The sequence below is a fragment of the Catenuloplanes atrovinosus genome (assembly GCF_031458235.1).
GTDB classification, from domain to species: domain Bacteria; phylum Actinomycetota; class Actinomycetes; order Mycobacteriales; family Micromonosporaceae; genus Catenuloplanes; species Catenuloplanes atrovinosus.
The window spans coordinates 2038465-2064141 of sequence record NZ_JAVDYB010000001.1; the positions used below are offsets into that span (position 1 = coordinate 2038465).

A 25677-nucleotide genomic window follows, 5' to 3' on the forward strand; every position below is an offset into this window, starting at 1 on the left:
CTTGCGGCCACGGCACTGGCAGGGAGGAGCGCCAGCGACGACCGGTCTCGCCGGGAGGCCTGGACGGTGATGTGAGACCAACCCGGGCAGATCACATGGGTTTCCTACAGCGGTCTGGTGTCGTGGAAGCCGTTGATGACGTCGAACGCCAGGGCGGTGACGACGACCCCACCGGCAAGCGCCGCAGTTCATGAAGATTTCGCCGGCTGTAGGCATCTTCGGCGGCGCCGCGACGGGGTATGACCCTGTCATGGTGGACATGACGCACGCCGATGATCTTCAGCCCGTACTGGACCAGCTCGGGGAGTACGACGTGCGGGACGACGACGATGACGACCCGATCCTGATCAAACCGGACGGCTCGCCGGTCGACACCTGGCGCGAGGACTACCCGTACGACGAGCGCATGCACCGCCCCGAGTACGACCGGCAGAAGCGGCTGCTCCAGATCGAGCTGCTCAAGCTGCAGAACCACTGCAAGGCGTCCGGCGAGCGGCTGGTGATCCTGTTCGAGGGCCGGGACGCGGCCGGCAAGGGCGGCACCATCAAGCGGTTCATGGAGCACCTGAACCCGCGCGGCGCCCGGGTGGTGGCGCTGGAGAAGCCGAGCGAGCGCGAGTCCACCCAGTGGTACTTCCAGCGCTACATCCAGCACCTGCCCGCGGCCGGCGAAATCGTCCTGTTCGACCGGTCCTGGTACAACCGGGCCGGCGTGGAGCGCGTGATGGGCTTCTGCACGCGCACCGAGTACCTCGAGTTCATGCGGCAGGCGCCGGAGCTGGAGCGCATGCTGGTCCGGTCCGGCATCCGGCTGGTCAAGTTCTGGTTCTCGGTGACCAGCGGCGAGCAGCGCACCCGCTTCGCGATCCGGCAGGTCGACCCGGTCCGGCAGTGGAAGCTCTCCCCGATGGACCTCCAGTCGTTGGACAAGTGGGACGACTACACCGAGGCGAAGGAGGCCATGTTCTTCTACACGGACACGGCCGACGCTCCGTGGACGGTCGTCAAGAGCAACGACAAGAAACGGGCCAGGATCGAGGCCATGCGGTACGTGCTGAGCCGCTTCGACTACGAGGACAAGGACGAGGACCTGGTCGGCCGGCCCGACCCGCTCATCGTCGGCCCGGCCTCGCTCGCGGTCGAGGGCGTCCAGGCCTCGCCGCGCGTCTTCCCGCGCCTTTAGAGCGCGGCCCAGCGGACGATCATGGTGACCAGGCCGCGGAGGCGTTCCAGCTCCGCGGCGTCGTCGGCCAGGGAGCGGCCGTAGGCGTTGCCGATCCGGTGGCCGCGGATCATGCGGCCGAGCACCGCGGGCGCGAACCAGCCGTACTTCGCGGCCCCGCACGCCGCGATCGCGCGCCGGACCCCGTCGGGGTCGCCCTGCCAGCCGCCGTCACGCAAGCCCTCCAGGTAGCCCTCGGTGGCCGCGTCCTCGATGTCGGGCAGCAGCGCGGCGTCGATCAGGTTGTCCGTGACGCTGTCGATGATCAGGTTGGCGATGTCCTCGCCGAGCGCGCCGTCGCCGGTGAACGCCCAGTCGATCAGCACGGTACGGTCGCCGTCCGCGATCAGGTTGGTCGGCCAGACGTCCAGGTGCGCGAGCGTGCGCGGCTGCTCCTCGGCCCGGCGGAGCACGGTCTCGCGGTGCTCCCACACCCGGCGCAGCTCCGCCGCGGGCCAGGCCGCGGTCAGCGGGTGGGACCAGTCCTCGTCGGTGCGCATCGTGACCGTGGTGGCCGGGCCGTGCGCCAGGTACTGCCGCAGCCAGCGCCGGGACAGCCACGGCAGCGCGGGAACCCGGCCGGCCCAGCGCGCCTGCCCGGCGCCGAGCTGACGCGCGAAGTGCCGGAACCGCGCGGGCGGCCAGGCCGTGCCGTGCGCGCCGGTCGCCTCGGCCAGCCACAGCTCGATCGCGCCGTCCGGCCGGGGGACGGTGGCCAGCGGCTCCGGCACCTCGATGCCGGTGCCGGCGTAGGCCTCGGCCGCGAAGCCGGAGGTGTACGCGGTGACCTCGCGGCGCCAGTAGTTCCAGTGCTCCGGCGCGTCGCTGGTCTGCCAGGACGGGCTGCCGGCGGGCGCCGCCGAGGGCGGCCGGGCCACCTTGAGGATCGCGGTGCCGGCCGGCCCGTGCACGCGCCAGATGCCGCCGGTGGCCGCGTTGCCTGAGTTGTGAGTCAGCGTCTCGGCATGCGTGACGGCGCCGCCGATGCGGGTCCGGACGGGCTGTGGAGCCTGCACGGCGTACCCCCGGGATGACGTCGGTGGAAACAGTGACGATCATCATGCCGTGGTACGGCGGAGAAGCACAAAAAAGCACCGGCAGTGGTGCTGCCGGTGCTTTTTTATGAGGTCTTGGGCACCGCCCGGCCCGGATGGCGCGGGCGGTGTGAGTGGTCCTTAGAGCGGGCGGATGTTCGCCGCCTGCGGGCCACGCTGGCCCTGGGTGATCTCGAACTCAACCCGCTGGTTCTCGTCGAGAGAACGGTAGCCGCTGGACTGAATCGCCGAGAAGTGGGCGAAGACGTCGTTTCCGCCGTCGTCAGGGGTGATGAAGCCGTAGCCCTTGTCCGCGTTGAACCACTTGACGGTGCCGACAGCCATGGTACTTCTCCTTGCCAAATCGAACCCCGCGTCGTGCGGAGTCGTAGGTAATGAGCTCGCAACTCACGAGCCCGTGTGTCGCATTTCCGGCCCCAACGCAAGAAGCGCCCGCGGTCGTAATCCCGCAGGCGCTGCCGAACTCTCCGGGGAGAGCCAAAACACTGGGAACCAAAACTGCAACGTTGCGATGCTAACACGGTTACCGGCCCGCACCAGATGAATCCGCGTGAAAACCCGGCGTTCACGCGGCGGCACCGGCGACCCCCGCGTTGACGTGCACCGCGAGGGTAGGCGAGCATGGCCGTCGAGCGGATGCGGAGGAAACCCGGTGCGAGTCCGGGACGGTCCCGCCACTGTGACCGCGCGGCATCGCCGCCCGGGAGTCAGGTCACTCCGGCCGCTCGCACCGACCACCGAGCGCGGGCGTGGACACCCGCGGAAGGGACACGAGCATGCGGCCGCCTCTGAGCGCGGAATGACCACGCCCTACCCGTTCTCGGCCGTCGTCGGCCTGGATGAGCTCCGCCGCGCGCTGCTGCTCACGGCCGTCTCCCCGGCGATCGGCGGCGTGCTGGTCCGCGGCGAGAAGGGCACCGCCAAGTCGACCGTGGTGCGCGCGCTGGCCGCGCTGCTGCCGGAGATCGCCGTGGTGCCGGGCTGCCGGTTCGCCTGCGACCCGGCCGCGCCGGACCCCGGCTGCCCGGACGGCCCGCACGCGGACGCCGCGGGGGTGGACCTGCGCCGGGCGCCGCTGGTGGAGCTGCCGGTCGGCGCCACCGAGGACCGCGTGGTCGGCACGCTGGACATCCAGCGCGCGCTGGCCGACGGTACCAAGGCGTACGAGCCCGGGCTGCTCGCGGCGGCACACCGCGGCGCGCTCTACGTCGACGAGGTCAACCTGCTCCCGGACCACCTGGTCGACCTGCTGCTGGACGCCGCGGCCATGGGACGCGCACACGTGGAGCGCGACGGCGTCTCCGTGAAGCACGCGGCGCGGTTCCTGCTGGTCGGCACCATGAACCCGGAGGAGGGTGAGCCGCGCCCGCAACTCGTCGACCGGTTCGGGCTGGTCGTCACCGTGTCCGCGCCGCGCGACGCCGGGCCGCGCGCCGAGGTGGTGCGCCGCCGGCTCGCGTACGAGGCGGACCCGGACGGGTTCGCGGCGCGCTGGGCCGCCGACGAGCGCGACCTGGCCGGGCGGATCGTGGCGGCGCGGGCGCTGCTGCCGTCCGTCACGCTCCCGGACGCGGAACTGGACCGGATCGCGCGCATCTGCATCGCGTACGCGGTGGACGGCATGCGGGCGGACATCGTGGTGGCGCGCGCCGCGATCGCGCTGGCCGCCTGGCACGGCCGGACCGTGGTGACCGGCGACGACGTGCGCGACGCGGCCCGGCTGGCGCTGCCGCACCGGCGCCGCCGCGACCCGCTGGACCCGCCGGGCGCGGACGAGGAGAAGCTGGAGGAGGCGCTGAACGAGGCCGGCGCCGACCCCGAGCCCGAGCCACCCGCCGACGACGATCCGTCCGGCGGGCCGTCCGACGACGGGCCCCCGGACGGTGGGCCTCCCGACGGTGGACCCGCTGACCGGCCGGACGGCGGCGGCACCGGTGAGCCGCCGCCGCCCACGCCACCCCCGGCCGTGGGCAACGGTGACGCCGCGGAGGACGGGACGCCGCCGCCCGCCGGGCCGGGCAGGGAGCAGAAGGTGCCGCCCGCGCCGGTCGGGGCCGCGTTCCGGCCCCGGACGCTCACGGTCGCCGGGCGCGGCGAGGGCGCGCACGCCGGGCGGCGGTCGCCCGCGTTCGCCCGCCGTGGCCGCGTGGTCGGCGCCCGCGCCCCGATCGGTCGCCGTGGCTTCGCCCCGCACCTGCCGGCCACGCTGCGGGCCGCGGCCGGGCGGGGCAGCCGTACCGTCGAGGCCGTTGATCTTCGCGAGGCCGTGCACGTGGGGCGCGAGGCGAACCTGGTGCTGTTCGTGGTGGACGCGTCCGGGTCGATGGCGGCGCGGCAGCGCATGCGCACGGTGAAGACGGCGGTGCTGTCGCTGCTGCGCGACGCGTACCAGCGACGGGACCGGATCGGCATGATCACCTTTCGCGGCGGCGAGGCCAGCACGGTGCTGCCGCCCACGTCCAGCCACGAGGTCGGCGTCGCGCGGCTGGCCGAGCTGCGCACCGGCGGGCGTACGCCGCTCGCCGCCGGGCTGCGCTCCGCCGCCGGCGTGATCGCGTCCGAGCGCCGCCGCGACCCGCGCCGCCGCCCGCTGCTGGTGGTGGTCACGGACGGGCGCGCCACCAGCGGGCCCGACCCGCTCACCGTCACGCCCGCGCTGGCCGGCACGTCCGCGGTGGTCGTCGACTGCGAGTCCGGGCCGGTCCGGCTCGGCCTGGCGCGGCGGCTCGCGGCCGCGCTCGCGGCGGACTGGATGCCGCTCGACCGGCTTTCCGCGTCGGCGATCTCGCTCAGGACGGTCTGACATGCCACAGGGGAAGGTCGAGAACGTACCGGACGACGGCCTGACCACGCGGCAGCGCCGCCGGCAGCCGGTGCTCGCCGTGCACACCGGGCCGGGCAAGGGCAAATCCACGGCCGCGTTCGGCATGGCGCTGCGCGCCTGGTCGGCCGGGTGGCCGATCGTGGTGTTCCAGTTCGTGAAGAGCCCGAAGTGGAAGGTCGGCGAGGAGACCGCGCTCCGCGCGCTCGGCCAGGTGCCCGGCGGCGCGCCGGTGACCTGGCACAAGATGGGGGAGGGCTGGTCCTGGATCCAGCGCCCCGGCACCGAGCGGGACCACGCGGCCGAGGCGGCGCAGGGCTGGGAGCAGATCAAGCGGGACCTGGCCGCGGAGGCGTACCGCTTCTACGTGCTGGACGAGTTCACGTACCCGATGAAATGGGGCTGGGTGGACGTGGACGACGTGGTGGCCACGCTGCGCGACCGGCCCGGCAGCCAGCACGTGGTGATCACCGGCCGGGACGCGCACCCCGCGCTGCTCGGCGCCGCCGATCTGGTCACCGAGATGACCAAGGTCAAGCACCCGATGGACGCGGGCCGCAAGGGCCAGCAGGGCATCGAATGGTGAGCATCCCGCGCGTGGTGATCGCCGCGCCCGCGTCCGGGCACGGCAAGACCACGGTCGCCACCGGCCTGCTCGCCGCGTTCGCCGCGCGCGGCACCCGCGTCGCCCCGTTCAAGATCGGTCCGGACTACATCGACCCCGGCTACCACGCGCTCGCCGCCGGCCGCCCCGGCCGCAACCTGGACGCGGTCCTGGTCGGCGAGGAGCGCGTCGCGCCGCTGTTCGCGCACGGCGCCACCGGCGCGGAACTGGCGATCGTCGAGGGCGTGATGGGCCTCTACGACGGCCGCGTCGGCGAGGGCGACTTCGGCTCCACCGCGCACGTGGCCGGCCTGATCGGCGCGCCGGTCATCCTGGTCGTGGACGCGACCGCGCAGGGCCGCTCGGTCGCCGCCGTGGTGCACGGCTTCCGGTCGTTCTCCACCGGCGTGCACATCGGCGGCGTCATCCTCAACCGGGTCGGCTCCGACCGGCACGAGTCGCTGCTCCGCGAGGCCTGCGAGGAGGTCGGCGCGCCGGTCCTCGGCGTCCTCCGCCGCCACGACGCGGTCGCCGCCCCGTCCCGGCACCTCGGCCTGATCCCCGCGGTCGAACGCCGCGCGGAGGCGTCCGCCGCGGTCGACGCGCTGGCCTCGCTCATCGCGAACTCCGTGGACCTGGACGAGGTGCACGCGCTGGCGTCGTCCGCCGGCCCGCTGCCGGTCACGCCGTGGGCACCGCCGGCCACGCCGCTCCCGGCCGGGGCGGCGCGGCCGGTCGTCGCGGTCGCCGGCGGGGCCGCGTTCAGCTTCGGCTACGCCGAGACCACCGAGTTGCTCACCGCCGCCGGCGCCGACGTCGTCACGGTCGACCCGCTGCGCGACGAACGACTTCCCGACGGTACGCGCGGCCTGGTCGTCGGCGGCGGATTCCCCGAGGTGTACGCCGCGCAGCTCTCCGCCAACGCCGCGCTCCGCACCGACGTCTCCCGCCTCGCCACCACCGGCGCCCCGATCGTCGCCGAGTGCGCCGGCCTGCTCTGGCTGGCCCGCACGCTCGACGACGCACCCATGTGCGGCGTGCTCGACATCGAGGCCGCGATGACCCCGTCGCTCACGCTCGGCTACCGCGACGCCGTCGCCCTGGCCGACAGCGTCCTCACCCCCGCCGGCACCCGCGTCTCCGGCCACGAGTTCCACCGCACCATGGTGAGCCCGCGCTCCGGCCTGCTGCTGGCCCCGCGCGCGGACGCGGCCTGGGCCTGGCGCGGCGCCGAACCCGAGGGCTTCGTCACCGACACCGTCCACGCCTCCTACCTGCACCTGCACTGGGCCGGCCAGCCGGAGATCGCCTCCCGCCTGGTGGCCGCCGCCGCGGCGGCATGACGACGCCCACGGCGGCCGGCCCGCTGGTCTCGGCGCCCCCGAAAGGGATCACCGCGACCGGCCCGGCCGCCGGTGCCGTCCGCTGCCGGGCCGTCGCGGACAGCGTGGCCGCCGGTGCCGTTCGCGGTCGGGCCGTCGCGGACAGCGTGGCCGCCGGTGCCGTTCGCGGTCGGGCCGTCGCGGACAGCGTGGCCGCCGGTGCCGGGCGCGGGTCCGCCGCCAGCGGTGCCGAGGGCGGGCAGGCCGTCGCGCCCGCCGGCGCGGTTCGCGAGCGGTGGTATGCGGTGGGCGTCGGCGCTCGTCCGCAGGTCACCGCCGGTGAGCTTGCGGGCCTGATCGATCGCGCGCTCGCCGAGCGCGCGATCGCGCCGGAGGCCGTGCGGCTCCTGGCCACGCTGGACCGCCGCATCGCCCATCCCGCCCTGCGCGCGATCGCGGCCGTCCACGGATGGGCGCTGATCGGCTTCTCCGCCGACGAACTCGCCACCGCCGGTGCGCCCACGGCCTCGGCCCGCGTGCTCGGCGCGGTCGGCACGCCCAGCGTGGCCGAGGCCGCGGCGCTGCTGGCCGCCGCCGCACACGGCGACGGCACCGCCCGCCTGATCCTTCCCAAACGCACCGCCGCCACCGCCGCGGTCGCCATCGCCACCTCGGGCCAAGCCGGTCCTGCCGTCGCGGACCCGCCGGCCTAAGGCCTGCGGTCCCGCGTTCCGGGCCGGCCCGTCTCGCCGGTTCCGCCCCGCCGATCGAGGGCGTGTCCGGCGGATCTTCGCCGGCCTGCGGCGTGGCCCAGCCGCACGGCACGAACACCCGGATACAACACCGGTATCCGGGCGCCCGCGCCGCACCCCCGGACGACACCTGGACCTCGCCTCGGCTCGACGAGATCCACCAGACACGCCTAGGCCAGATTCACGTGGTGGGAGATCAAGGCGTGGGAATCTCCTAGATCGACGCGTGCGGGGCGGGTGGCCGGGCGTTACGCGGGGCGGTCCTGGAGGGCGCGCAAGCCCTCGACCGCGGCCTTCAGGTCGTCGCCGGTTCCCAGGTCGTCGCCCGTGGGTGCCGCCGGCGCGCGTGCCGTGCCGTACTGGTCGAAGGTGAACGTCATGCCGCCGGACCCGTAGTCGCCCGCCGCCGGCAGCTCGATCCCGAACTGCCGCAGCCGCCCCCTGTTGTCCGTCGTCGCCCGGAACGTCAGTGACCTCGCCCGCTCACCGAGCGCCTTGACATGCTCCGCCTCCAGGCCGAACCCCAGCGTCCCCGGCTCCGCACCGGTCACGTCGAGCGTCCCCTCGAAGGTGGCCACGCCCTTGCGCGTCACCGTGACCACGCCGGTGACCAGGCGCTCCACGCCGGTGAGGCCCTGCTCCGGCCGGGCGAACACCAGCGGCCCGAACTCGTCGCGCGTCGAGACCGCGCGGGCCGGCAGCCACACCTTCCCGGTGAGCGCGGCCGGCGGCTCGCCGGTCAGGCCCGCGTACTGCGAGAGGTCGATCCGCAGCCAGTGCGCCTCACCGACCCGGCGGTACCGCACGTCGTAGATGTCGGTGTCGCTGTATTTCACCCGGTGCTGCAGCTCCAGCACCCCGGTCGGCGCGTGCACGACGCCGGAGAGGTCGCCGTGGTACGGCGAGCCGTGCGTGAACTCGTAGTTCAGCTCGTCGAGCGCCGCGACGGAGGCGAGCAGCGCCGCCTTCGGATCGGGCGGCGCCGCGGCGCTGGACGCGGCCGGCTCCGGTGCGGCGGACGGGCCACCGCAACCGGCCAGCGCGAGAAGAAGTGCCGCCATCGCGGCCAGGTGTCCCCGTGACAAGAATGTGCTCCACCGTCGGTTCCGAGAGAAACGCGAGGAGCCTACTGCCCGGGTACGACAGCGCGTCAGCGGCGCTGGATGGCCTTCATCGCCTCGTCGTAGTTCGCCACCGCGGCCGGGTCGGGCCTTGCGGGGGGCTGCGCGGCGCCGTATCCGGTCAGTGACAGCTCGACGTGGTTGGCCGGGACGGAGCCGGCCGCGGGTACGTCGTACACGAACGTGGTCAGCCGCCCCTCACCGTCGAGCGTGGCGGTGAACGGCACCGCGGAGGCGGCCGTGCCGAGCTGGGCGAGCAGTTCCGCGGTCGGGCCGACGCGCAGCACGCCGGGACCGACCTGGGTCAGGTCGAGCGTGCCCGCGTACGTGTTCTCGCCGGTCTCGCGCACGTCCGTGACGGCGCGGACGGCCGCGGTCGCGCCGGTCACGTCGTCGCCGGGCGCGGGGAACGGAATGCCGCCGAGTTCGGTGACGGCCGGGTCGGTGAGCGGCACCCACTTCTGGCCGGTCATCACGTCCGGCAGCGCGGAGGTCATGTTCTCCACCTTGCTGAAGTCGAGCAGCACGAACCGATCGCCGGCCACGGTCACGAAGTCGGAGGTGAACTGCTGCCCCTGCACGCGCGAGTCCAACCGCACCCGCATCGAGCGCGCGTCCGCGAGCATCGAGCCGTCGACCACCTGGTACGTCGTGGTGTGCGTGAACGTGTAGTTGCCGTCCAGCAGCGCCACCACGGAGTCGTCGAGGGCGTCGAACGGGTCCTCGGGCGTCTCGCCGCCGCAGCCGCCCAGCGCCAGAGCCACCAGCACCGCCGCCACTGCCCGTAGCTGCATCTTCACCGCTCGTCCGCTCCCGTTCCTCGCCTGGCCGCGAAGCCTACCGTCTCCCTGTCTTACGGACCGGTGCCCGCGTTCGGATCGATCGGCCGCCGATGAGCGGCGACTAGACTCGGCGCCGTGGTTGACGATCAGGCGGCCGTGCCTGATCGCGGCCGGCGCACGATGCTGCTGGGCTTCGTGTCCGCGTTGGCGCTGGCCGGGGGCGCCTGGTTCGCCGGGGCGCTGCCGGCCGGGCACCGCGCGGGTGCCGCCGGGCCGTACGCGGCCGGTCTCGTGGTGTGCCTGCTCGGGCTGGGCGGGCTGATCGCGGCGTGGCTGCTGACCGCGCGGTCGCTGCCGTCCCGGGGGCTGCTGCTGACCGGCGTGCTGTGGCAGGTGCCGTTGCTGTTCGCGCCGCCGCTCGGTTCCCGCGACGTGTACTCGTACGCCTGCCAGGGGTGGGTCTACGCGCGCTCGCTGGACCCCTACGCGGTGTCGCCGCGGGCGGGCGGCTGCCCGTGGCTGCCCGGCGTGGCCACGCTCTGGCAGGACGCCACCACGCCGTACGGCCCGTTCGCGCTGCTGCTGTCCGGCGGTGCGGCGGCGGCCGGCTCGTGGCCCGTGGCGCTGACCCTGCTGCGGCTGTGTGCGCTGGCGGGCGTGGCGCTGGCGGCCGCCGGCGGGTACCGGCTGGCCGCGTCGTTCGGGCTGGACCCGCGCCGGGCGGTGTGGCTGGGCCTGCCCGCGCCGCTGGTCGCCGTGCACGCGGTGAGCGGCGCCCACCACGACGCGCTGGTCGGGGGCCTGGTGGTGATCGGGCTCGCGCTGTGCGCCGGCCGATCGCGCCGGGCTCTGGTGCTCGCGGGCGCCGCGCTGGGCCTGGCCGCCGCCATCAAGATCACAGCGCTGGCCGCGCTCCCGTTCGCGCTGATCCTCGCCGCGCGTACGGCGCTTCGCCGTACCGTGCCGGTCATCGCCGCCCTCGGTGGCTCGTTCGCCCTGGTCAGCCTCGTGTCCGGCCTGGGCCTCGGCTGGCTGGCCGCGCTCACCGCGTCGACCGGCCCGAAGCAGTGGACCTCCGTCCCGACCGGCGTCGGCATGGCCGCCGGTTACCTGCTGCGCGCGCTCGGCCTGGCCGCCCACGAGGACACCGCGCTCGCCGCCGCCCGCCTCGCCGGTGTCCTGGCGCTCGGCGTCATCGCGCTGGCCTGCGCGTGGACCGCCTGGCGGCACCGCACCGGCTCCCCGCGCGCCGTCGTCCTCCGCGCCGGCCTGGTGCTGCTCGCGCTGGTGCTGCTCGGCCCGGTCGCGTACCCGTGGTACTTCCTGATCCCGATCCCGGTCCTCGCCGCCGCCCTGGACACCGCCCGCCACCGGCGATGGCTCGCGCTCGGCGCGGCCGCCGCCGCGCTGCTGGTCCTCCCGGACGGCCTCGGCATCCCCGCCGTCACCAAGGCGCCCGGCGCCGTCGCCGACCTGCTGCTGGTGATCGCGGCCGCGTTCCTGGCGCTGCGCCGGTGGCCGGGCCGGGTCCGGCCCGGCGACTCAGCCGCGTAGCAGCCGGGTGGCGAAGACGTCACCCGGGTCGCCGCCGGGGATCGCGAGGGCCTCGCGGGCCGCCGCCTCGCCGCCGTTGACGCGGTGGGTGGCCTCGACGTGGGTGAACTGGGCCGGCCACCGGCAGTCGATCAGGGTGCCGCCGGTGAACGCGGGAGACATCGCGGTGTGCGTGTCCTGGTTGAGCAGGAACGTGCCGGAGCAGTGCACGGACTCCGTGGCCAGGATCTCGCCCGCGCTCACGCCGTCCCGGCACACGATGCGGCGCGCGCCGACCAGGGAGTAGCCGTACGCGGGGGCGATCAGCGCGCCGGTGACGGTGAGCGTGCCGAGCACGACCACGCGTGCCTTGCGGCGCAGCACCAGGTTGCCGTGCACGGTCACGTCGCCGGGCCAGACGCGCATCTCGCCCTTGTCCAGCGTGACCGGGCCGGGCAGTTCCAGGGGCTCCTGATCGCCGGCGGCGGCGGTGAGCACGCGCAGCATGGCCCAGCGCAGCGGCAGGTGGGCGCCGCTCCACTCCTTGAACGCGGGCACCTCGGAGAGGTCGTCCGGAATCCGCTCGAACGACGCGTCCAGCGTGTCCGCGCCGGTCCGGGCGAACGGCGTCTCGCGCGCGAGTGTGGTCCGCAGGTCGCCCCAGACGTCCCGCACCCGCCCCCTGTCCAGCGGAGACGCCGTCTCCGGCCACGAATTCACGCCCACCGGCGCATCGTAGCGACAATCCGGACTAATCAGGATCAGTTCACGCAGAGGCAGAACGGGTGGCCGGCCGGGTCGAGGAAGACCCGGAACGTGGTGCCCGGCTGGTGCTCGTGCTTGACCGCGCCGAGCCCGAGCACGGCCGTCTCGGCCTCGTCCAGATCGTCGACGATCACGTCGAGGTGCAACTGCTGCGGCTTCTCCTGGCCGGGCCAGACCGGCGGCGCGTAGCCGTCGACCCGCTGGAAGCTGATGCAGTTGCCGTTCTCCGCGCGGATGTCCGTCCAGCCGGGGTCGGAGTCGTCGACCTTCCAGTCGAGCAGCGCGCCGTAGAACCGCGCCAGCGCCACCGGGTCCGGGCAGTCGAGCACGAAGCTGGGGAAACGAGCGATAGCCATGCCCGTGACGCTAGGCCGGATTCCCGACACCCTGTGACGGGTTCACCGAAAGATTCACTGCGGATTCCCGTGGCCGGGCAGCAGGTCGAGCAGCGACGTCGAGCGGAGCGCGGCGCTGGCCGTGCCCGCGTGGTGCGACATGCCGCGCAGCAGTTCGTCGAGCGCGGCCCACGCGTCATACCGCGGCGACCAGCCCAGTTCCGCCGCGGCCCGGCCGGCGTCCAGCAGCGGCACGCCCACGGCCAGGTCCACCCAGCCCGGGTCGGTCGGCTGCAGCCGCGCCCGCCAGGTGGCGCCGGCCAGCCCGCGCAGCACGCCGAGCGGCACCGGCACGGTCCGCCCGCGCAGGTGATGCGCCAGCCCGGCCGGCTCCAGCACCGGGTCGGCCACGAGGTTGAACGCGCCGGACACGTCGGCCCGGATCGCGCGCAGGTAGGCGTCCGCCACGTCGTCCGCATGCACCGCCTGCACGCGCAGCCGCGGGTGGTCCGGGATCACCGGCACGCGCCGGAAGCGCAGCAGCGACACGGGCGGCAGCGGGCCGAGGAACAGCCGCGCGATGCCGGCGCCCGCGTCGTGCTGGAAGATCAGCCCCGGGCGCAGCATCACGATCCGCGGGCCGGTGGCCGCGCGCAGCAGCGCCTCCGCCGCCACCTTGTCCTGGCTGTACGTGGACGTGGGGATGCCGGTCGCCGGGTGCGACTCGGTGACCGCGCGGTCCTTCGGCCCCTCGCCGTAGACGCCGACCGAGGACGCGTGCACCAGCACCGGCACGCCCGCGCGCCGGACCGCCTCCAGCACGTGCCGGGTGCCGTCGACGTTGGTGCGCCGCAGCCGCTCCCGGTCGTGGCTCGGCTGGATCTGCCAGGCCAGGTGCACGACCGCGTCCACGCCGGCCAGCCACCCGGTCAACGGCGCCACCACCGCGGGGTCGCCGACGTCGGCCGCGTGCCACCGGACGCCGTCGTAGGGCTCGCCCGCGCCGAGCGCCGGCACCCGCCGCGCGACGCCGATGATCTCGGTGTCCGGCTCCGCCCGCAGCCGCCGCAGCAGCGCCGTACCCGCGTTCCCGGTCGCGCCGGTGATCAGAATCCGCATGACCAGCCGTTTACCCCGCCGCGGCCGAACCATCCCGGGGGTACGCGTCAGGAGCCGGTGAGCGGCGCGCCGGTCCGCCGCACCGGGACGGCGGTGGTGGGCACGAGCGCCCGCGCGTGCCCACCACCGCCTCCGCGCGCCGTGCTCAGGTGTGCCGCAGTGACGCCGCGGAGTTGACCCAGGCCAGGATCAGCGCGCAGCCCGGCAGCGTGGCCAGGCCGAGGACCGGCGCCCGGGTGACCGCCAGCGCGACCGCGGCCAGCACCAGCAGCGTCAGCGCGCTCAGCCACCACCGCCGCACCGCCGCGTAGGCCGCGGTCAGCAGGCCGGCCCACAGCCGCGTGCCGGGCCGCAGCGGCAGCAGCGCCAGCGCCACCACGCCCGCGGCCGCGACCAGCACCGACAGCACCACGAACAGCGGCACCAGGTAGGCGCCGGCCGGCCGGTCGTGCAGCGCCACCACGTCCACGGCGAGCACGGCGAGCAGTGCCACCGTGAGCCCGCCGCGCAGCAGCGCGGCCCGGAAGAACCGGCGGTAGGCGGCGAGGTAGGACAGCTCGCCGTGCAGGTAGCCGAACGCGGCCGCCACCGACGGCCCGGCGGTCAGCGCCAGCAGGCCGAAGAACAGCGGGTACGCCGTGGGCTCGGCGACCACGGCCAGCGCGATCAGCAGCGGCAGGTTGGTCAGCGCGAGCGCCAGGTTGAGCGTCAGCGCCTTCCGCGCGAACGACCAGACCGTCTCCCAGGTGCCGTACGACAGGTTGATCATTTCAGCCCCGAGGTGGCGATGCCCTGCACGAAGTAGCGCTGGCCCAGCAGGAACACCACCAGGATCGGCACCACCGAGATCACCGAGCCCGTCATGATCATGGCGTACTCCGCGTCGTAGAGGCCCACGAACGCGCGCAGGCCGATCTGCACCGTCCACAGGTCGTTGCTGGTCAGGTAGATGAACGGGCCCATGTAGTCGTTCCAGGTGTTCACGAACGTGAGCAGCGCCAGGCTGGCCAGCGCGGGCTTGGACAGCGGCAGGATCACCCGCGCCCAGATGCCGTACTCGGAGAGCCCGTCCAGCCGCGCGGCCTCGCTCAACTCGTCCGGGATGGTCAGGTAGTACTGCCGCATCAGGAACACGCCGAACGCGCCGAACGCCTGGAGCAGGATCAGCGACAGGTGCGTGTCCACCAGCCCGAGCTTCTGCATGATGATGTACTGCGGCACCATGTAGGCCTGCCACGGCACCGCGATCGTGGCGATGTACGCGAGGAACAGCGCGTCCCGCCCGGGGAACCGGATCTTCGCGAAGCCGTACGCGGCGAAGCTGCCCGTCAGCACCTGCAGCGCGGTGACCGAGACGCTGAGCAGCATCGAGTTGCCGAGGTAGGTCCAGAGCGGGATCCGATCCCAGATCACGCTGAAGTTGTCCCAGCGGAACTCGGCCGGAATCCACTGGATCGGGACCGTGAACACCTCGTTGTTCTGCTTCAGCGACGACGAGACCATCCAGGCGAACGGGATCATCACCAGCAGGGACAGGACGATCAGCAGGGCGTACCCGAGGATTCTCCCGGCCGTACCGCCGCGGTGTCCCGGGGGTTTGGCGGTCGTCCGCACCGCGGGCGGCGTCTCGAGCAGCGCGGTCATCGCTCGCTCCGCTGCTGGAGCCGGAACTGGATCAGCGTGACCAGCAGGACGATCACGAACAGCACCATCGAGATCGCGGAGCTGTAGCCGAAGCGCCCCTGCGTGATGCCCTCCCGGAAGATGAGCTGGGACAGCACCAGCGTGGACCGGCCCGGCCCGCCCTCCGTCATCACCTGCACCAGGTCGAAGACCTTGAAGCTGGAGATGGTCAGCATGATCACCACGAAGAACGTGGTGGGCCGCAGCGACGGCAGCGTGATGTGCCGGAATCGCGCCCAGCGGCCGGCGCCGTCCACCTTCGCCGCCTCGTACAGCTCGGCCGGGATGGTCTGCAGTCCGGCCAGGTACAGCACCATGTAGTAGCCCATGTCCCGCCAGACGCTGGTCAGGATCACCGCGGGCATGGACCAGTCCGAGGACGTGGTCCAGCCGGGCGGGTGGTCCACGCCGACCGCGCGCAGGAACTGGTTGACCGGGCCGAGGTCCGGGCTGAACAGCATGTTCCACACCACGGCGACCGCGACCAGCGACGTCACGTACGGGAAGAACAGCGCGGTCCGGAACAGCCCCACGCCGCGCAGCGGGCGGTTGAGCAGCATCGCGAGGCCGAGCGCCGCGACCAGCGTGAGCGGGATGTGGCCGAGCGCGTAGTAGCAGGTGTTCGTCAGCGCCACCCAGAACGTGGCGTTGTTCCACATCCGCTCGAAGTTGGCCAGGCCGACCCACTCCGGCGAGCTGTACGAGTCCCACTCCATGAACGACAGGGCCAGCGCCGCGACGACCGGGACGAGCGTCAGCGCCGCGAACCCGATGAAGTTCGGCAGGATGAAGCTCCAGCCGACGAGCGTGGTGCGGCGCCGGGTCAGACTTGCCACTTCGGTCCTCCTCGCAGGGGGTACGCGGGGGAGCCGGCCGTGGCCCGGCCGGCTCCCGCCGGTGGCGTACGGTCAGCCGACCTCGTTCTTGACCCGGTCGCCCATCTCCGTGATCCCGTCCGGGACCGGCTTCTCACCCGCCATGATCAGCTCGTGCTCCTCCTTGAGGATCGCGTCCACATCGGAGGACGTCTCGCTGACCGGCATCTCCAGCATGATCTCGTCGGGTGCGAACGCCTTCTTCGCGGTCTCGTCGTTCGGCATGCCCGCCACGCCGGCGTACGCGGCCAGCACCGCGTCGTTGGTGAACGACGGGTAGATGCCGATCTTCGCGACCGCGGTGGCGCCCTTCTCGCCGGAGGCGAACTCGACGAACGCGCGCGCGGCCTCGGCGTTGCGCGCGTTCTTGTTGACCGCGAACGCGGTCGGCGAGCCGAACGTCTTGACGCCGGCGCCCTTCGCCGGCTGCGGCATCGGCGCGACGCCCCAGTCGGTGTCGTGCTTGCCGGCCGCCTTGTCCGCGATCAGCCGCGCGGAGTACCAGGCGCCCATCGGCAGCATCGCGGCCTTGCCGGTGGAGAACTGGCTGTCGTAGCTGACCTTCTGGCTGTTCGCGGTGGACCACGGCATGATCGCGCCGGCCTTCTCCAGGTCCAGCGTCGTCGCGTATTGGTCGGCCATCCAGGAGTAGTCGCCGCCGAGCTGGTCGCCGCCGTTCTGCGAGGCCGCGATCGCCTGCACCACCGAGCGCCACACGTGGTGGTAGGCGCCGTAGACCTTCTCCGCGCCCTCGCCCTTGGTGAGGGACTTGGCCAGCGCCGCGTACTCGTCCCAGGTCAGGTTGGACAGGTCCGCGTCGCCGACCAGCTTCTTGTTGTAGTAGAGGACCCAGAAGTCCTGCCGGTACGGCAGCGCGTAGTACGTGCCGTCCAGGTCGAACGCGTCCAGCCCGCGGTAGCTCTCCCTGGGCAGGCCGTCCACCACGTCGGTCAGGTCCGCGAGCTGGCCGCGCGTGCCGTACCGGGCGTAGTCGGTCACGTTCTTCATGGTCAGCACGTCGGTCTTGTCGCCGCCGGCCAGCATCGTGGTGACCTTCTCGGCGTAGTCGTCGCCGGCCAGCAGGTCGACCGGCTGGATGTCGATCGTCGGATTCTCCGCCTCGAACGCGTCGAACAGCGCCTTGAACTCCGGCGTCTGGTCGTACGCCCAGACCGCGATGGTCAGGACGTCCTTGCCGTCCGCGGTCTTGGCCGGCTCGTCACCGCCGCCGCCACAGGCGGCGGTGACCAGGAGCAGCGCGGACGCGACCGTGAGGCTTCTCATGAGGTGCCTCTTCATGAAAATGACTCCATCTCTCTTATGCGTGCGTCGTGAGCAGGTCTGCCGTGACCTCGGCGCGCAGCGGCTCGGCCGCGAGCCACCGGCCCAGCTCGTCCAGCGCGAAGTCGCTGAGCCGCAGGATCTCGGTGCCGAGAGACCCCGCGATGTGCGGCGTGATCATGACGTTGGGCAGCGACCGGAGCGGATGCGCGGCCGGCAGCGGCTCCGGGTCCGTGACGTCGAGGATCGCGAAGAGCCGGCCGGACCGGCACTCCGCCTCCAGCGCCACGGGGTCGATCAGGCTGCCCCGGGCGGTGTTGATGACGGTGGCGTGGTCGGGCAGCAGCGCCAGCTCGGCCGCGCCGATCATGCCCCGGGTCTGCGCGTTCTCCGGCGCGTGCAGCGTGAGCACGTCGCTGCCGCGCAGCAGGCCGGGCAGATCCGCCGGCACGCCACCGGCGCGGCGGACCTCGTCCGGGTCGGCGAACGGGTCGGCCACCAGGCACTGCGCGTGGTCGAGCAGGCCGAGCAGCCGGACCACGCGGCGCCCGATCCGGGAGAAGCCGACCACGCCGATCGTGCGGCGGTAGTTGGACAGGTCGCCGTAGCCGTTGCGGTGTCCCCAGCCGGTCGCCGCGGCCTGCCGGTCCGCGGCCAGGAACGGCGCCTTCTTGCCGGCCAGGATGATCGCGGCCAGCGTGAACTCCGCGACCGGGATCGCGTTGATGTCGGCCGCGTTGCTGACCCGCAGGCCACGCCGCCAGACCGCGTCGCTGACCAGCGTGCGCACCGTGCCGGCGCAGTGGATCACCGCGCGGAGCCGGTCCGCGCCGGCCAGCCGCTCCTCGGTGAGCCGGGGCGCGCCCCACGAGGTGAGCAGGACGTCGGCGCGGGCCAGGCTCCGTTGCGCGGCGGGGGAGTCGAGCTCGCCGACCCGGACGGGGTCGCCCAGCGCCACCATGCCGGCCAGCCGGTCGAGGCGCTCCGCGTCGAAGTGCGCCCGGAACGAGCTCTCGTCCATCACGAGCAGCGCCCGCGGCTTTGACACTGGTGCCTCCCGCTCGATTTCGGTAGAAGGTGAGCTGGGTTACATGAATAACGGCAGGCGAACATGGAGGGCCAGACTCCGTAACCCGCCGGACACAAACGTTCAGACTCGAACATCGCCCGTGGAGGCGCCCGTGCAGCCGGATCGCATGTTCAACCTGCAACGCCAGGAGCGCCTGCTCGGCGAGCTGCGCCGGCACGGCGCCGTCCGCGTCCGTGACCTGGCCCGCGACTTCGGCGTCTCCGAGCTGACCATCCGCCGTGACATCGCCGCGCTCGCGGAACGCCATCTGCTCACCAAGGTGCACGGCGGCGCCACGCTGCCGATCGACTTCGTGCCGCCGTCCCAGCGCGCCCGCCGCGTGGCGCCGACCCGGTTCACCATCGGAATGGTCGTGCCGTCGCTGGACTTCTACTGGCCCGCGATCGTGGCCGGCGCGCGCACCGCCGCCGCCGTGATGGGCGTCAGCATCCAGCTTCGCGGGTCCAGCTACGACCAGGCCGAGGACCGCCGCCAGATCACCCGCCTGATCGAGGCCCAGCAGGTCCAGGGCCTGCTGCTGGCGCCGAGCCTGGACGGCGACCCGCTGGACGAGATGCTGGACTGGATCGGCCGGCTGCCGGTGCCCACGATCCTGGTGGAACGGCAGCCGGCCCGGTGGACACCGACGCCGCGGCAGCTGGAGTGGGTGCGCAGCGACCACGCGCTGGGCGTGGAGCTGGCGGTCCGGCACCTGTGGGAGCACGGGCACCGCCGGATCGGGCTGGTGCTGTCCAAGGGCAGCCCCACGTCCGCGCACCTGGAGCGCGGGTGGCGGGCGGTCTGCGCGGACCTGGACCTGCCGCCGGAGCCGCTGGTGCGCGAGTCGGTGGCGCTGGACGCGCCCGGGCACCGCGAGATCATCGCGGAGATCCTGGCGGCGTGCCGCCGGACCGGCACGCGCGCGCTGATCGTGCACAGCGACCCGGACGCGATGTCCGTGGCCCAGTTCTGCGCGGAGCAGGGCATGTCCATCCCCGGCGACCTCGCCATCGTCTCCTACGACGACGAGGTGGCGCACCTGGCCGAGCCCGCGCTCACCGCGGTCCGGCCACCGAAGAACCACGTCGGCCGGGTGGCGGTGGAGCTGATGGTGTCCCGGCTGCTGGAGGGGGAGCGGCGGCCGTCCCAGCAGGTCCTGGTCACGCCGGAGCTGGTGATCCGCAGCTCCTCGCTGCCCCGCCCGGTCCGCTGAGCCGTTGCCCCGGTCTGCCGGACCGGGGCTCGGCGGGACGAGGGAGCGCGGCGCCCGGGCGCTTAGCGTGTCGCGGCAACCGTGACCCCTCGTCCTGGAGTGTGCCGTGAGCCTGACCGTCGCATCGGCCGGCCGTGTGTTCGTCGACCCGCGCGCGTACGCGGATCCCGAGCGGTTCCTGGCCGCCTGCGCCTTCCTGCGCCGGGAGGCGCCGGTCGTGCGGGTGGAGCACGAGGACTTCCGGCCGTTCTGGGCGCTGACCCGGCACGCCGACATCGTGCGGGTGCTGCGCGACCCGGGCCGGTTCCTCAGCGAACCCCGGATCACGCTGGCGCCGAAGGCGTACGAGGCGGTCTCCAAGCGCCGGTCGGTCAGCATCATCCAGATGGACGGGCCGGAGCACGACGTGCACCGCCGGATCGTCGCGGACTGGTTCACGCCGCGCGCGATGCGCCGGCTCGAGCAGGACGTCACCGCGCTGGCCCGGCGGGCCGTCGACCGGATGGCCGGGCTCGGCGGGGAGTGCGACTTCGTGGCCGACGTCGCCCGTGCGTACCCGCTGCAGGTCATCCTGTCCATGCTCGGGTTCCCCGAGCGGGACTACGACGCGCTGCTGCGGCTGACCCAGCAGTCGCTGGGCGTGCTCGACGAGGACCTGCGGCGCTCCGCGGACCCGGCGGACCAGGCCGCGGTCGTGGCCGACCTGGTCGGCTACCTCACCGACGCGGCGCGGGAACGGCGCGCGCGGCCGACCGGCGACCTGGCGTCGGCGATCGCCAACGCCCGCGTCGACGGCCGGCCGCTGGACCTGCCGGACGTCGCCGCGTACTACATGCTGCTGGTCACGGCCGGGCACGACACCACGACCAGCTGCATCGCGGGCGGCGTGCAGGCGCTGGCGCGGTTCCCGGGCCAGCGGGAGCTGCTGCGGGCCGACCCGGGGCTGCTGCCGGCCGCGGCGGACGAGATCATCCGCTGGGTCACGCCGACCACGGAGTTCATGCGTACGGCGATCGAGGACTGCGTGATCGCGGGCGTCGGCATCGCGGCCGGGGACGCGCTGTACCTGTCCTACCGCAGCGCGAACCGGGACGAGGAGGTGTTCGCGTCGCCCGACGTGTTCGACGTGCGCCGCCGGCCCAACCGGCATCTCGCGTTCGGCCACGGCGTGCACCACTGCCTCGGCGCGCCGCTGGCCCGGATGGAGATCCGGGCGTTCCTCGGCGAGCTGCTGCCCCGGCTGCGCGAGCTGGAGCAGGCCGGCGACGCGCCGCTGTCCGAGACACTGTTCGTCAGCGGGCTCAAGCGCCTGCCGATCCGCTACCGGATGGCCGGGTGAGCGTCCCGCAGCCGGGCCAGCCGCTCCGCGCCGTCCGTGCCCGGCTCGGGGCGCAGCACCATCAGCCGGTGACCGCCGTCCGAGCTGAGCTGCATGTCGCAGTTGACCCGCAGCGTCCCGGTCACCGGGTGGACGAACGTCTTGCGCGTGGTGCGGAACCGGTAGACGTCGTTGGTGGCCCAGTAGCGGGCGAACTCCTCGCTGGCCGCCAGCAGCGCGGCGACCAGGCGGGACGCGGCGTCGTCGTGCCCGCGCGCCGCGACCGCGCCGCGCAGCTCGGCGGCCCAGCCCCGGCCGATCTCCTCGTGCTCGGCCGGGACACTGCACGCCCGGGTGCGCGGGTCGGTGAACCACCGCCAGGTCATGTTCCCCCGGTAGCCCGGCAGGTCCGCGCACCGGCCGAACAGTGCGACGCTGAGCGCGTTCTGCGCGACGACGTTGGTCAGGCCGTCGAGCACGTGCGCCGGGACCGCGTCCAGGCTGTTCAGCACGAACAGCAGGCCGTCCTCGACGCCCGCGTCGTCCCGCGCGGGCCGGGCCGGGACCGGCTGCCCGGCCAGGTGGTAGAGGTGGTCGGTCTCGTCGGCGCTGAGCCGCAGCGCCTCCGCCAGCTTGGCGAGCAGCGCGGCGGACGGGTTGCCGGCGCGCGAGCGCTCCAGCCGCTCGTAGTAGTCGGCGGAGACGTCCGCCAGCGTGGCGACCTCCTCGCGGCGCAGGCCGGGCGTGCGGCGTGCGCCGCCACGGACCAGCCCCGCCGCCTCCGGCGTCAGCGCCTCCCGGCGCGTCCGTAGATAGTCACCCAGCCGCTCCGCCATGCGCCCATCCTGGCGCATGACGCCCGGCCGTGCTCGCCCCCGGCTACCGCACCGCGCCGAGGCGGGCCCGGACGCGGTCGGCTATCGCCCGGATGTGGGGCGTGCGCACGTGCGCGACCAGCGCGTTCGGCGAGCCGGGGCCGTGCCGGTGCAGCATGTCCGCGATGCGGTCGTCGATGGCGAGCGGCTCGCCGCGGGAGCCGACGGTCTGGTCCGCGAACGTCAGCGCGTCCGACGTCGGCGAGGCCTCGTCCGGGTAGTGCGCCATCTCCGCCTCGAGGCCGTGCACCGCGGCGACGAAGCAGGCGCCGGAGTGGTTCGCCACCAGGCTGGAGATGCGGATGGGCCAGCCGTGCCGGTCGAGCAGGCGGGCGCCGTCCAGCGGGTGGAAGCCGGTGGCTCGGGCCAGCTCGCCGTAGCCGATGTCGTGCAGCCACGCGGACGCGATCAGGATCTCGCGGTCCACGGGCGGGACCGCGGCGGCGAGCTGCTCCGCGCGGGCGGCCACGGCGGCGGTGTGCAGCCATCGGTTGCCCAGGTCACCGATCACGGCCCGGGCCAGCTCGCGGGCGGCGTCGGCGGTGGGTCGGAGCAGAACCGAAGGCATCTGACCACGGTACGGCCGGACAAGGGGGCGTTGACCAGGCAGTTCGCCCCCTGTTCACCCAGGTTTCAGTGGCCGGTAGCTGACTCCTTGCTCAGACGTTCCGCAATGATCGCCGTGACCCGGTTGCGCGTGGGCGCGTCCAGCGTCGTGCGGTCCAGGCGGCGGGCGGCCAGGTCGAGCACCGCGTGCGCCACGCGGCCGATCACCGGGTCGGTGAGACCGTCGCGGGCGGCGGGCTCCCAGCGGCCGGCCGCGGGTGCGGCCAGGTCGCGGGCGAGGTCGGTGGTCTCGTCGTCGGCCAGCAGCGCGGCGACGACGGCGACCGGGGCGATCCACTCGCTGCCGGGCTGCGCGTCCAGGCAGCGGACCTCGAGGTAGCCGCGCGGCCGGATCGGCGGGAACAGCAGGGTGAGGTGGTACTCCAGGTCCTCGGTGGTGGGCGGGGTGTCCAGCGCGCCGTCGATCCAGTCGTTGAACGTGAGGCCGCGCGGCGCCTCCCAGTCCCGGTCGTCGCGGCGGACGCAGAGCAGCGGCGCGGCGAGCGCGTGCCGGGCCCAGGCGTGCGCCGGGTCGGCGCCGAGGTCGATGGCGCGGGTGAGCTGGCGATCGACGCCGAACCAGGCGCGCATGCGAGCGGAGCGCCAGCCGGTGTCGATGCCGCCCTGGCGGTGCGACGTGGCGAACGCGGCCATCAGCGCGGGGCCGGCGGCGTAGAGCGCGGCCCAGCGCGCGGCGAGCTGGTGGGGCTCGCCCGCGTCCACGCACGCCTGCAGGCCGGCGGTGTTGCACATCATCACCCGCCCGGCCGGACCGGTGCGGTCGAAGGCCTTCTCCAGCGCGTCGAACCGCGGGGTGCGCAGCAGGCGGCGCGGTGACCGCCACGGGTCCAGGCCGTGCTCGCCGAGCACCAGGCCCTCGGCCGCGAGCAGCGTGGCCAGCTGGCGGCGGTCGCCCTCGGTCGCGGCGTAGAGCGCGGTCAGCGACCGGAACGGCGCGGACGAGATCTCCACCTGGCCGCCCGGCTCGACCGTCACCGGCGTGCCGTTGTCCAGCGTCTCATGGGGACCGTCCGGCGCGATCGTGTGCGGCGCGTGCGGGCCGAGCGCGCGGCGCAGGCTATCCGGGTCGAGCGGGCGGGCCGGGTCGTCCGCGTGGTGGACGGTGAACTCCAGCTCGGCGCCGATCAGCCGGGACGGTCCGGTCCGGAAGCAGACGGAGGCGATGTGCTCCTCGGCCTGATCCCGGTCGATGACCGGGGTGTGCGGCGCGATGATGGTGGATGTGGACAAGACCAGAGCCTCCGGGACGCGTGGCATCAGCGAGTTTCCCCGTGTGGACGTGCGGAATCGCGTCGCGCCCGCGCCGGCCCGGGCGGCAACAACCCACGCGACGTTACCGGCTCGCTGCGTAAGGTGATACCCCCAGGTCGTGCAAATCTCAGATCCGGAAGTTCACCGCGAGCGGCCCATCCACTCAGGACATTCGCACAGCGCGGACCTGGGGGTACGCCCACCGGGGCGCGGCGCCGGAGGGCAGGCCCGGCACCGCGACCGTCCCGACCGTGTGCCGGGCCTGCCCATCACACGACTCAGCGCCGGCCGCCGAGGTTCCGTCACGCCCGGAGGATCACCAGTGCGCCAGATCACCCCGCGCCCGAATACGGCCCGACCTGCACCCATCCCTGATGCGTCACTGTCACACGGAGTGGGTAGTTTTCACGTATGCCAGAGGCCCCCACCATGATCGCCGGTCGTTACCGGCTCGGCGAAGCGATCGGCTCCGGCGGCATGGGCCGGGTGTGGCTCGCCCACGACGAGCGCCTCGACCGCGATGTCGCCATCAAGGAAATCGTGCTTCCGCCCGGCAGCGAGGAGGACGCGGCGGTCGCCCGCCGCCGCACGCTGCGCGAGGCGCGGGCGGCCGCGCGGCTCAACCATCCGGGGGTCGTCGGCGTCTACGACGTGTTCGAGGCGGACGGCAAGCCGTGGATCGTGATGGAGCACGTGCCGTCCCGCTCGCTCAAGGAGATCGTGCAGCAGGACGGGCCGCTCGACGACCGCCAGGCCGCGGTGATCGGGCTGGACATCCTGGAGGCGCTCCAGGCCGCGCACAAGGCCGGCGTCCAGCACCGCGACGTGAAGCCGGCGAACGTGCTGATCGCCGACGACGGCCGCGTGGTGCTCACCGACTTCGGCATCGCCACCATCGAGGGCGACGGGCTGATCACCAGCTCCGGGCAGCAGCTGCACGCCTCGCTGGACTACATGGCGCCGGAGCGCGCGCAGGAGGGCGAGGCGACGGCCGCGGCCGACCTGTGGTCGCTCGGCGCCACGCTCTACGACGCGGTCGAGGGCCGGGCGCCGTTCCACCGCTCGTCCGCGGTCGGCACGCTGACCGCGATCGCGGCCGACCCGCCGGACCCGATGGAGCGCGCCGGCGCGCTGGCCCCGGTGATCGACGGGCTGCTGAAGAAGAACCCGGGCGAGCGCCTGTCCGCCGCGGAGGCGACCCGCCTGCTGCAGGCCGCCGCGGACGGCAAGGTCGCGCGCGCGACCGCGGCGCCGGTGGCGCCGGCCAAACCCGATCACAAGCCCGCCACGGTCCGGACGACGCCGCGGCGCCCGCTGCTGATCGGCGCCGCGGTCGTGCTGGTGCTGGTCGTGGCGCTGGTCGCGTTCATCGCGCTGCGGCCGGACGGCACCACCGGGCCCGGCACCGGCGACAACGTGGCGGCCGATCCGACCGGCACCGCTGCCGGCGCGCCCTCGGCCGTACCGTCGGATGATCCCGCTCCACCGTCGGCGGAGCCGACGCTGACCGGCGCGGCCAACCCGTCGCCGAGCGGCGGCGCGGCCCCCGGCGGCGGCAGCGAGGGCGACGGCACCGAGGGCGGCGGCGGGCGCCCGCAGCTCCCGCAGGGCTGGCGGGACTACACCGATCCGACCGGCTTCAAGGTGTACGTGCCGAACGGCTGGACACGGTCGCAGGAGGGGACCGAGGTGTACTTCACCGGCAGCAACGGCCGGGTGCTCCTCATCGACCAGACCAACGAGCCCAAACCGGACCCGGTCGCGGACTGGAACTCCCAGCGTGACTACCGCGTCGGTCGCGGCGAATTCCCCGGCTACACCGAGGTGAAGATCGTCGCGGTGGACTACTTCCAGAAGGCGGCGGACTGGGAGTGGCTGTACAACGAGAGCTACGGGCGGGTGCACGTCAACAACCGCGGCGTGATCACCGCGCCGGACCAGGCCTACGGCATCTACTGGCAGACGAACGAGGCGGACTGGGCGGCGTCGCAGTCCGACCTCCAGCTCATCTACGAGAGCTTCGTGCCGCGCCCGTGATCGCTTGACCTGAACCG

The 25677-nt window shown here is 73.7% G+C and carries 24 protein-coding genes and 1 riboswitch; of the genes, 9 read left to right on the top strand and 15 right to left on the bottom strand.

Annotation, left to right across the window (positions count from 1 at the left end):
- Positions 1-250 precede the first annotated feature (250 nt).
- Positions 251-1183 (top strand): polyphosphate kinase 2, encoded by a 933-nt coding sequence (gene ppk2 / locus J2S41_RS08980; RefSeq protein WP_310365433.1) that lies wholly within the window; start codon positions 251-253, stop codon positions 1181-1183.
- Here ppk2 and J2S41_RS08985 read toward each other — a convergent pair.
- Together J2S41_RS08985 and cspE are read right to left on the bottom strand one after the other, a co-directional pair.
- On the bottom strand, positions 1180-2238 hold the full coding sequence (locus J2S41_RS08985; RefSeq protein ID WP_310365436.1) for an aminoglycoside phosphotransferase family protein: 1059 nt from the start codon (positions 2236-2238) through the stop codon (positions 1180-1182). The two genes, ppk2 and J2S41_RS08985, sit on opposite strands and share 4 nt — an antisense overlap.
- A gap of 159 nt (positions 2239-2397) precedes the next feature.
- On the bottom strand, positions 2398-2601 hold the full coding sequence (gene cspE, locus J2S41_RS08990; RefSeq protein ID WP_033337577.1) for a transcription antiterminator/RNA stability regulator CspE: 204 nt from the start codon (positions 2599-2601) through the stop codon (positions 2398-2400).
- 320 nt (positions 2602-2921) lie between these two features.
- Positions 2922-2993: riboswitch (cobalamin riboswitch) on the top strand.
- A gap of 83 nt (positions 2994-3076) precedes the next feature.
- Between cspE and J2S41_RS08995 the strand changes: the two genes are divergently transcribed.
- The 4 genes from J2S41_RS08995 to J2S41_RS09010 are packed head-to-tail and all read left to right on the top strand — an operon-like array spanning position 3077 to position 7737.
- Positions 3077-5080 (top strand): VWA domain-containing protein, encoded by a 2004-nt coding sequence (locus tag J2S41_RS08995; RefSeq protein ID WP_310365438.1) that lies wholly within the window; start codon positions 3077-3079, stop codon positions 5078-5080.
- A 1-nt stretch (position 5081) separates the two neighbouring features.
- A complete protein-coding gene (gene cobO / locus J2S41_RS09000) occupies positions 5082-5684 on the top strand; it encodes a cob(I)yrinic acid a,c-diamide adenosyltransferase (RefSeq protein WP_310365441.1) in 603 nt (200 codons plus the stop codon).
- Positions 5678-7045: a cobyrinic acid a,c-diamide synthase CobB gene (locus tag J2S41_RS09005; protein WP_310365443.1), complete on the top strand. Its 1368-nt coding sequence runs from the start codon at positions 5678-5680 to the stop codon at positions 7043-7045. Before cobO ends, J2S41_RS09005 begins: the two co-directional genes overlap by 7 nt.
- Positions 7042-7737 carry a cobalamin biosynthesis protein gene (locus tag J2S41_RS09010; protein ID WP_310365445.1) on the top strand — a complete coding sequence of 232 codons (696 nt, stop codon included), beginning with the start codon at positions 7042-7044 and terminating at the stop codon, positions 7735-7737. The genes J2S41_RS09005 and J2S41_RS09010 overlap by 4 nt, the downstream gene beginning before the upstream one ends.
- Positions 7738-8024: 287 nt before the next feature.
- Here J2S41_RS09010 and J2S41_RS09015 read toward each other — a convergent pair whose 3' ends face one another.
- Positions 8025-8861 (bottom strand): hypothetical protein, encoded by an 837-nt coding sequence (locus J2S41_RS09015; RefSeq protein WP_310365446.1) that lies wholly within the window; start codon positions 8859-8861, stop codon positions 8025-8027.
- Between the two features lie 65 nt (positions 8862-8926).
- Positions 8927-9691, bottom strand: a complete 765-nt coding sequence (locus tag J2S41_RS09020) for a hypothetical protein (protein ID WP_310365448.1) — start codon at positions 9689-9691, stop codon at positions 8927-8929.
- A gap of 123 nt (positions 9692-9814) precedes the next feature.
- On the opposite strand from J2S41_RS09020, the gene mptB reads away from it, so the two are divergent.
- Positions 9815-11233 (top strand): polyprenol phosphomannose-dependent alpha 1,6 mannosyltransferase MptB, encoded by a 1419-nt coding sequence (gene mptB / locus J2S41_RS09025; RefSeq protein WP_310365450.1) that lies wholly within the window; start codon positions 9815-9817, stop codon positions 11231-11233.
- On the opposite strand, the gene J2S41_RS09030 is transcribed toward mptB, so the two are convergent.
- The 8 genes from J2S41_RS09030 to J2S41_RS09065 all read right to left on the bottom strand — a co-directional run bounded on the left by J2S41_RS09030 (position 11222) and on the right by J2S41_RS09065 (position 18318).
- Positions 11222-11938 carry a hypothetical protein gene (locus J2S41_RS09030; RefSeq protein ID WP_310365452.1) on the bottom strand — a complete coding sequence of 239 codons (717 nt, stop codon included), beginning with the start codon at positions 11936-11938 and terminating at the stop codon, positions 11222-11224. The genes mptB and J2S41_RS09030 overlap by 12 nt on opposite strands.
- Before the next feature lie 35 nt (positions 11939-11973).
- Positions 11974-12333 carry a VOC family protein gene (locus tag J2S41_RS09035; protein ID WP_310365454.1) on the bottom strand — a complete coding sequence of 120 codons (360 nt, stop codon included), beginning with the start codon at positions 12331-12333 and terminating at the stop codon, positions 11974-11976.
- Positions 12334-12387: 54 nt separating this feature from the next.
- Positions 12388-13431 (bottom strand): NAD-dependent epimerase/dehydratase family protein, encoded by a 1044-nt coding sequence (locus J2S41_RS09040; protein WP_310365456.1) that lies wholly within the window; start codon positions 13429-13431, stop codon positions 12388-12390.
- Positions 13432-13576: 145 nt separating this feature from the next.
- Positions 13577-14200: a hypothetical protein gene (locus J2S41_RS09045; RefSeq protein WP_310365460.1), complete on the bottom strand. Its 624-nt coding sequence runs from the start codon at positions 14198-14200 to the stop codon at positions 13577-13579.
- Positions 14197-15075 (bottom strand): carbohydrate ABC transporter permease, encoded by an 879-nt coding sequence (locus J2S41_RS09050; protein ID WP_310365462.1) that lies wholly within the window; start codon positions 15073-15075, stop codon positions 14197-14199. The genes J2S41_RS09045 and J2S41_RS09050 overlap by 4 nt, the downstream gene beginning before the upstream one ends.
- Complete coding sequence (locus J2S41_RS09055) at positions 15072-15950, bottom strand: carbohydrate ABC transporter permease (RefSeq protein ID WP_310365465.1); 879 nt, start codon at positions 15948-15950, stop codon at positions 15072-15074. The genes J2S41_RS09050 and J2S41_RS09055 overlap by 4 nt, the downstream gene beginning before the upstream one ends.
- A gap of 72 nt (positions 15951-16022) precedes the next feature.
- Positions 16023-17273 (bottom strand): ABC transporter substrate-binding protein, encoded by a 1251-nt coding sequence (locus J2S41_RS09060; protein ID WP_310365468.1) that lies wholly within the window; start codon positions 17271-17273, stop codon positions 16023-16025.
- A 34-nt stretch (positions 17274-17307) separates the two neighbouring features.
- Positions 17308-18318, bottom strand: coding sequence for a hydroxyacid dehydrogenase (locus tag J2S41_RS09065; protein WP_310365471.1), 1011 nt, complete (start codon positions 18316-18318; stop codon positions 17308-17310).
- Between the two features lie 133 nt (positions 18319-18451).
- Between J2S41_RS09065 and J2S41_RS09070 the strand changes: the two genes are divergently transcribed.
- Both J2S41_RS09070 and J2S41_RS09075 read left to right on the top strand, forming a co-directional pair.
- Positions 18452-19552: a substrate-binding domain-containing protein gene (locus J2S41_RS09070; protein ID WP_310365474.1), complete on the top strand. Its 1101-nt coding sequence runs from the start codon at positions 18452-18454 to the stop codon at positions 19550-19552.
- A gap of 106 nt (positions 19553-19658) precedes the next feature.
- Entirely contained in the window at positions 19659-20891 is a 1233-nt protein-coding gene (locus tag J2S41_RS09075) for a cytochrome P450 (RefSeq protein WP_310365475.1), read from the top strand.
- Here the strand turns inward: J2S41_RS09075 and J2S41_RS09080 are convergent.
- The 3 genes from J2S41_RS09080 to egtA all read right to left on the bottom strand — a co-directional run bounded on the left by J2S41_RS09080 (position 20873) and on the right by egtA (position 23602).
- The gene (locus J2S41_RS09080) at positions 20873-21706 is read right to left on the bottom strand and encodes a helix-turn-helix transcriptional regulator (RefSeq protein ID WP_310365479.1); all 834 of its coding nucleotides are present in this window, start codon (positions 21704-21706) and stop codon (positions 20873-20875) included. The genes J2S41_RS09075 and J2S41_RS09080 overlap by 19 nt on opposite strands.
- 43 nt (positions 21707-21749) lie before the next feature.
- Positions 21750-22313, bottom strand: a complete 564-nt coding sequence (locus tag J2S41_RS09085) for an HDIG domain-containing metalloprotein (protein ID WP_310365481.1) — start codon at positions 22311-22313, stop codon at positions 21750-21752.
- A gap of 65 nt (positions 22314-22378) precedes the next feature.
- Positions 22379-23602 carry an ergothioneine biosynthesis glutamate--cysteine ligase EgtA gene (gene egtA / locus J2S41_RS09090; protein ID WP_310365484.1) on the bottom strand — a complete coding sequence of 408 codons (1224 nt, stop codon included), beginning with the start codon at positions 23600-23602 and terminating at the stop codon, positions 22379-22381.
- A 432-nt stretch (positions 23603-24034) separates the two neighbouring features.
- On the opposite strand from egtA, the gene J2S41_RS09095 reads away from it, so the two are divergent.
- Complete coding sequence (locus J2S41_RS09095) at positions 24035-25660, top strand: serine/threonine-protein kinase (RefSeq protein WP_310365485.1); 1626 nt, start codon at positions 24035-24037, stop codon at positions 25658-25660.
- The last annotated feature ends 17 nt before the right edge of the window (positions 25661-25677 follow it).

What these genes read in the sequence shown, in the direction of transcription:
- J2S41_RS09045 (WP_310365460.1), bottom strand. Translation starts at nt 14,200, where the DNA reads ATGATCAACCTGTCGTACGGCACCTGGGAGACGGTCTGGTCGTTCGCG.
- J2S41_RS09060 (WP_310365468.1), bottom strand. Translation starts at nt 17,273, where the DNA reads ATGAGAAGCCTCACGGTCGCGTCCGCGCTGCTCCTGGTCACCGCCGCC.
- ppk2 (WP_310365433.1), top strand. Translation starts at nt 251, where the DNA reads ATGGTGGACATGACGCACGCCGATGATCTTCAGCCCGTACTGGACCAG.
- J2S41_RS08995 (WP_310365438.1), top strand. Translation starts at nt 3,077, where the DNA reads ATGACCACGCCCTACCCGTTCTCGGCCGTCGTCGGCCTGGATGAGCTC.
- cobO (WP_310365441.1), top strand. Translation starts at nt 5,082, where the DNA reads ATGCCACAGGGGAAGGTCGAGAACGTACCGGACGACGGCCTGACCACG.
- cspE (WP_033337577.1), bottom strand. Translation starts at nt 2,601, where the DNA reads ATGGCTGTCGGCACCGTCAAGTGGTTCAACGCGGACAAGGGCTACGGC.
- J2S41_RS09095 (WP_310365485.1), top strand. Translation starts at nt 24,035, where the DNA reads ATGCCAGAGGCCCCCACCATGATCGCCGGTCGTTACCGGCTCGGCGAA.
- J2S41_RS09020 (WP_310365448.1), bottom strand. Translation starts at nt 9,691, where the DNA reads ATGCAGCTACGGGCAGTGGCGGCGGTGCTGGTGGCTCTGGCGCTGGGC.
- J2S41_RS09050 (WP_310365462.1), bottom strand. Translation starts at nt 15,075, where the DNA reads ATGACCGCGCTGCTCGAGACGCCGCCCGCGGTGCGGACGACCGCCAAA.
- J2S41_RS09085 (WP_310365481.1), bottom strand. Translation starts at nt 22,313, where the DNA reads ATGCCTTCGGTTCTGCTCCGACCCACCGCCGACGCCGCCCGCGAGCTG.
- J2S41_RS09040 (WP_310365456.1), bottom strand. Translation starts at nt 13,431, where the DNA reads ATGCGGATTCTGATCACCGGCGCGACCGGGAACGCGGGTACGGCGCTG.
- J2S41_RS09005 (WP_310365443.1), top strand. Translation starts at nt 5,678, where the DNA reads ATGGTGAGCATCCCGCGCGTGGTGATCGCCGCGCCCGCGTCCGGGCAC.
- J2S41_RS09035 (WP_310365454.1), bottom strand. Translation starts at nt 12,333, where the DNA reads ATGGCTATCGCTCGTTTCCCCAGCTTCGTGCTCGACTGCCCGGACCCG.
- J2S41_RS09080 (WP_310365479.1), bottom strand. Translation starts at nt 21,706, where the DNA reads ATGGCGGAGCGGCTGGGTGACTATCTACGGACGCGCCGGGAGGCGCTG.
- J2S41_RS09010 (WP_310365445.1), top strand. Translation starts at nt 7,042, where the DNA reads ATGACGACGCCCACGGCGGCCGGCCCGCTGGTCTCGGCGCCCCCGAAA.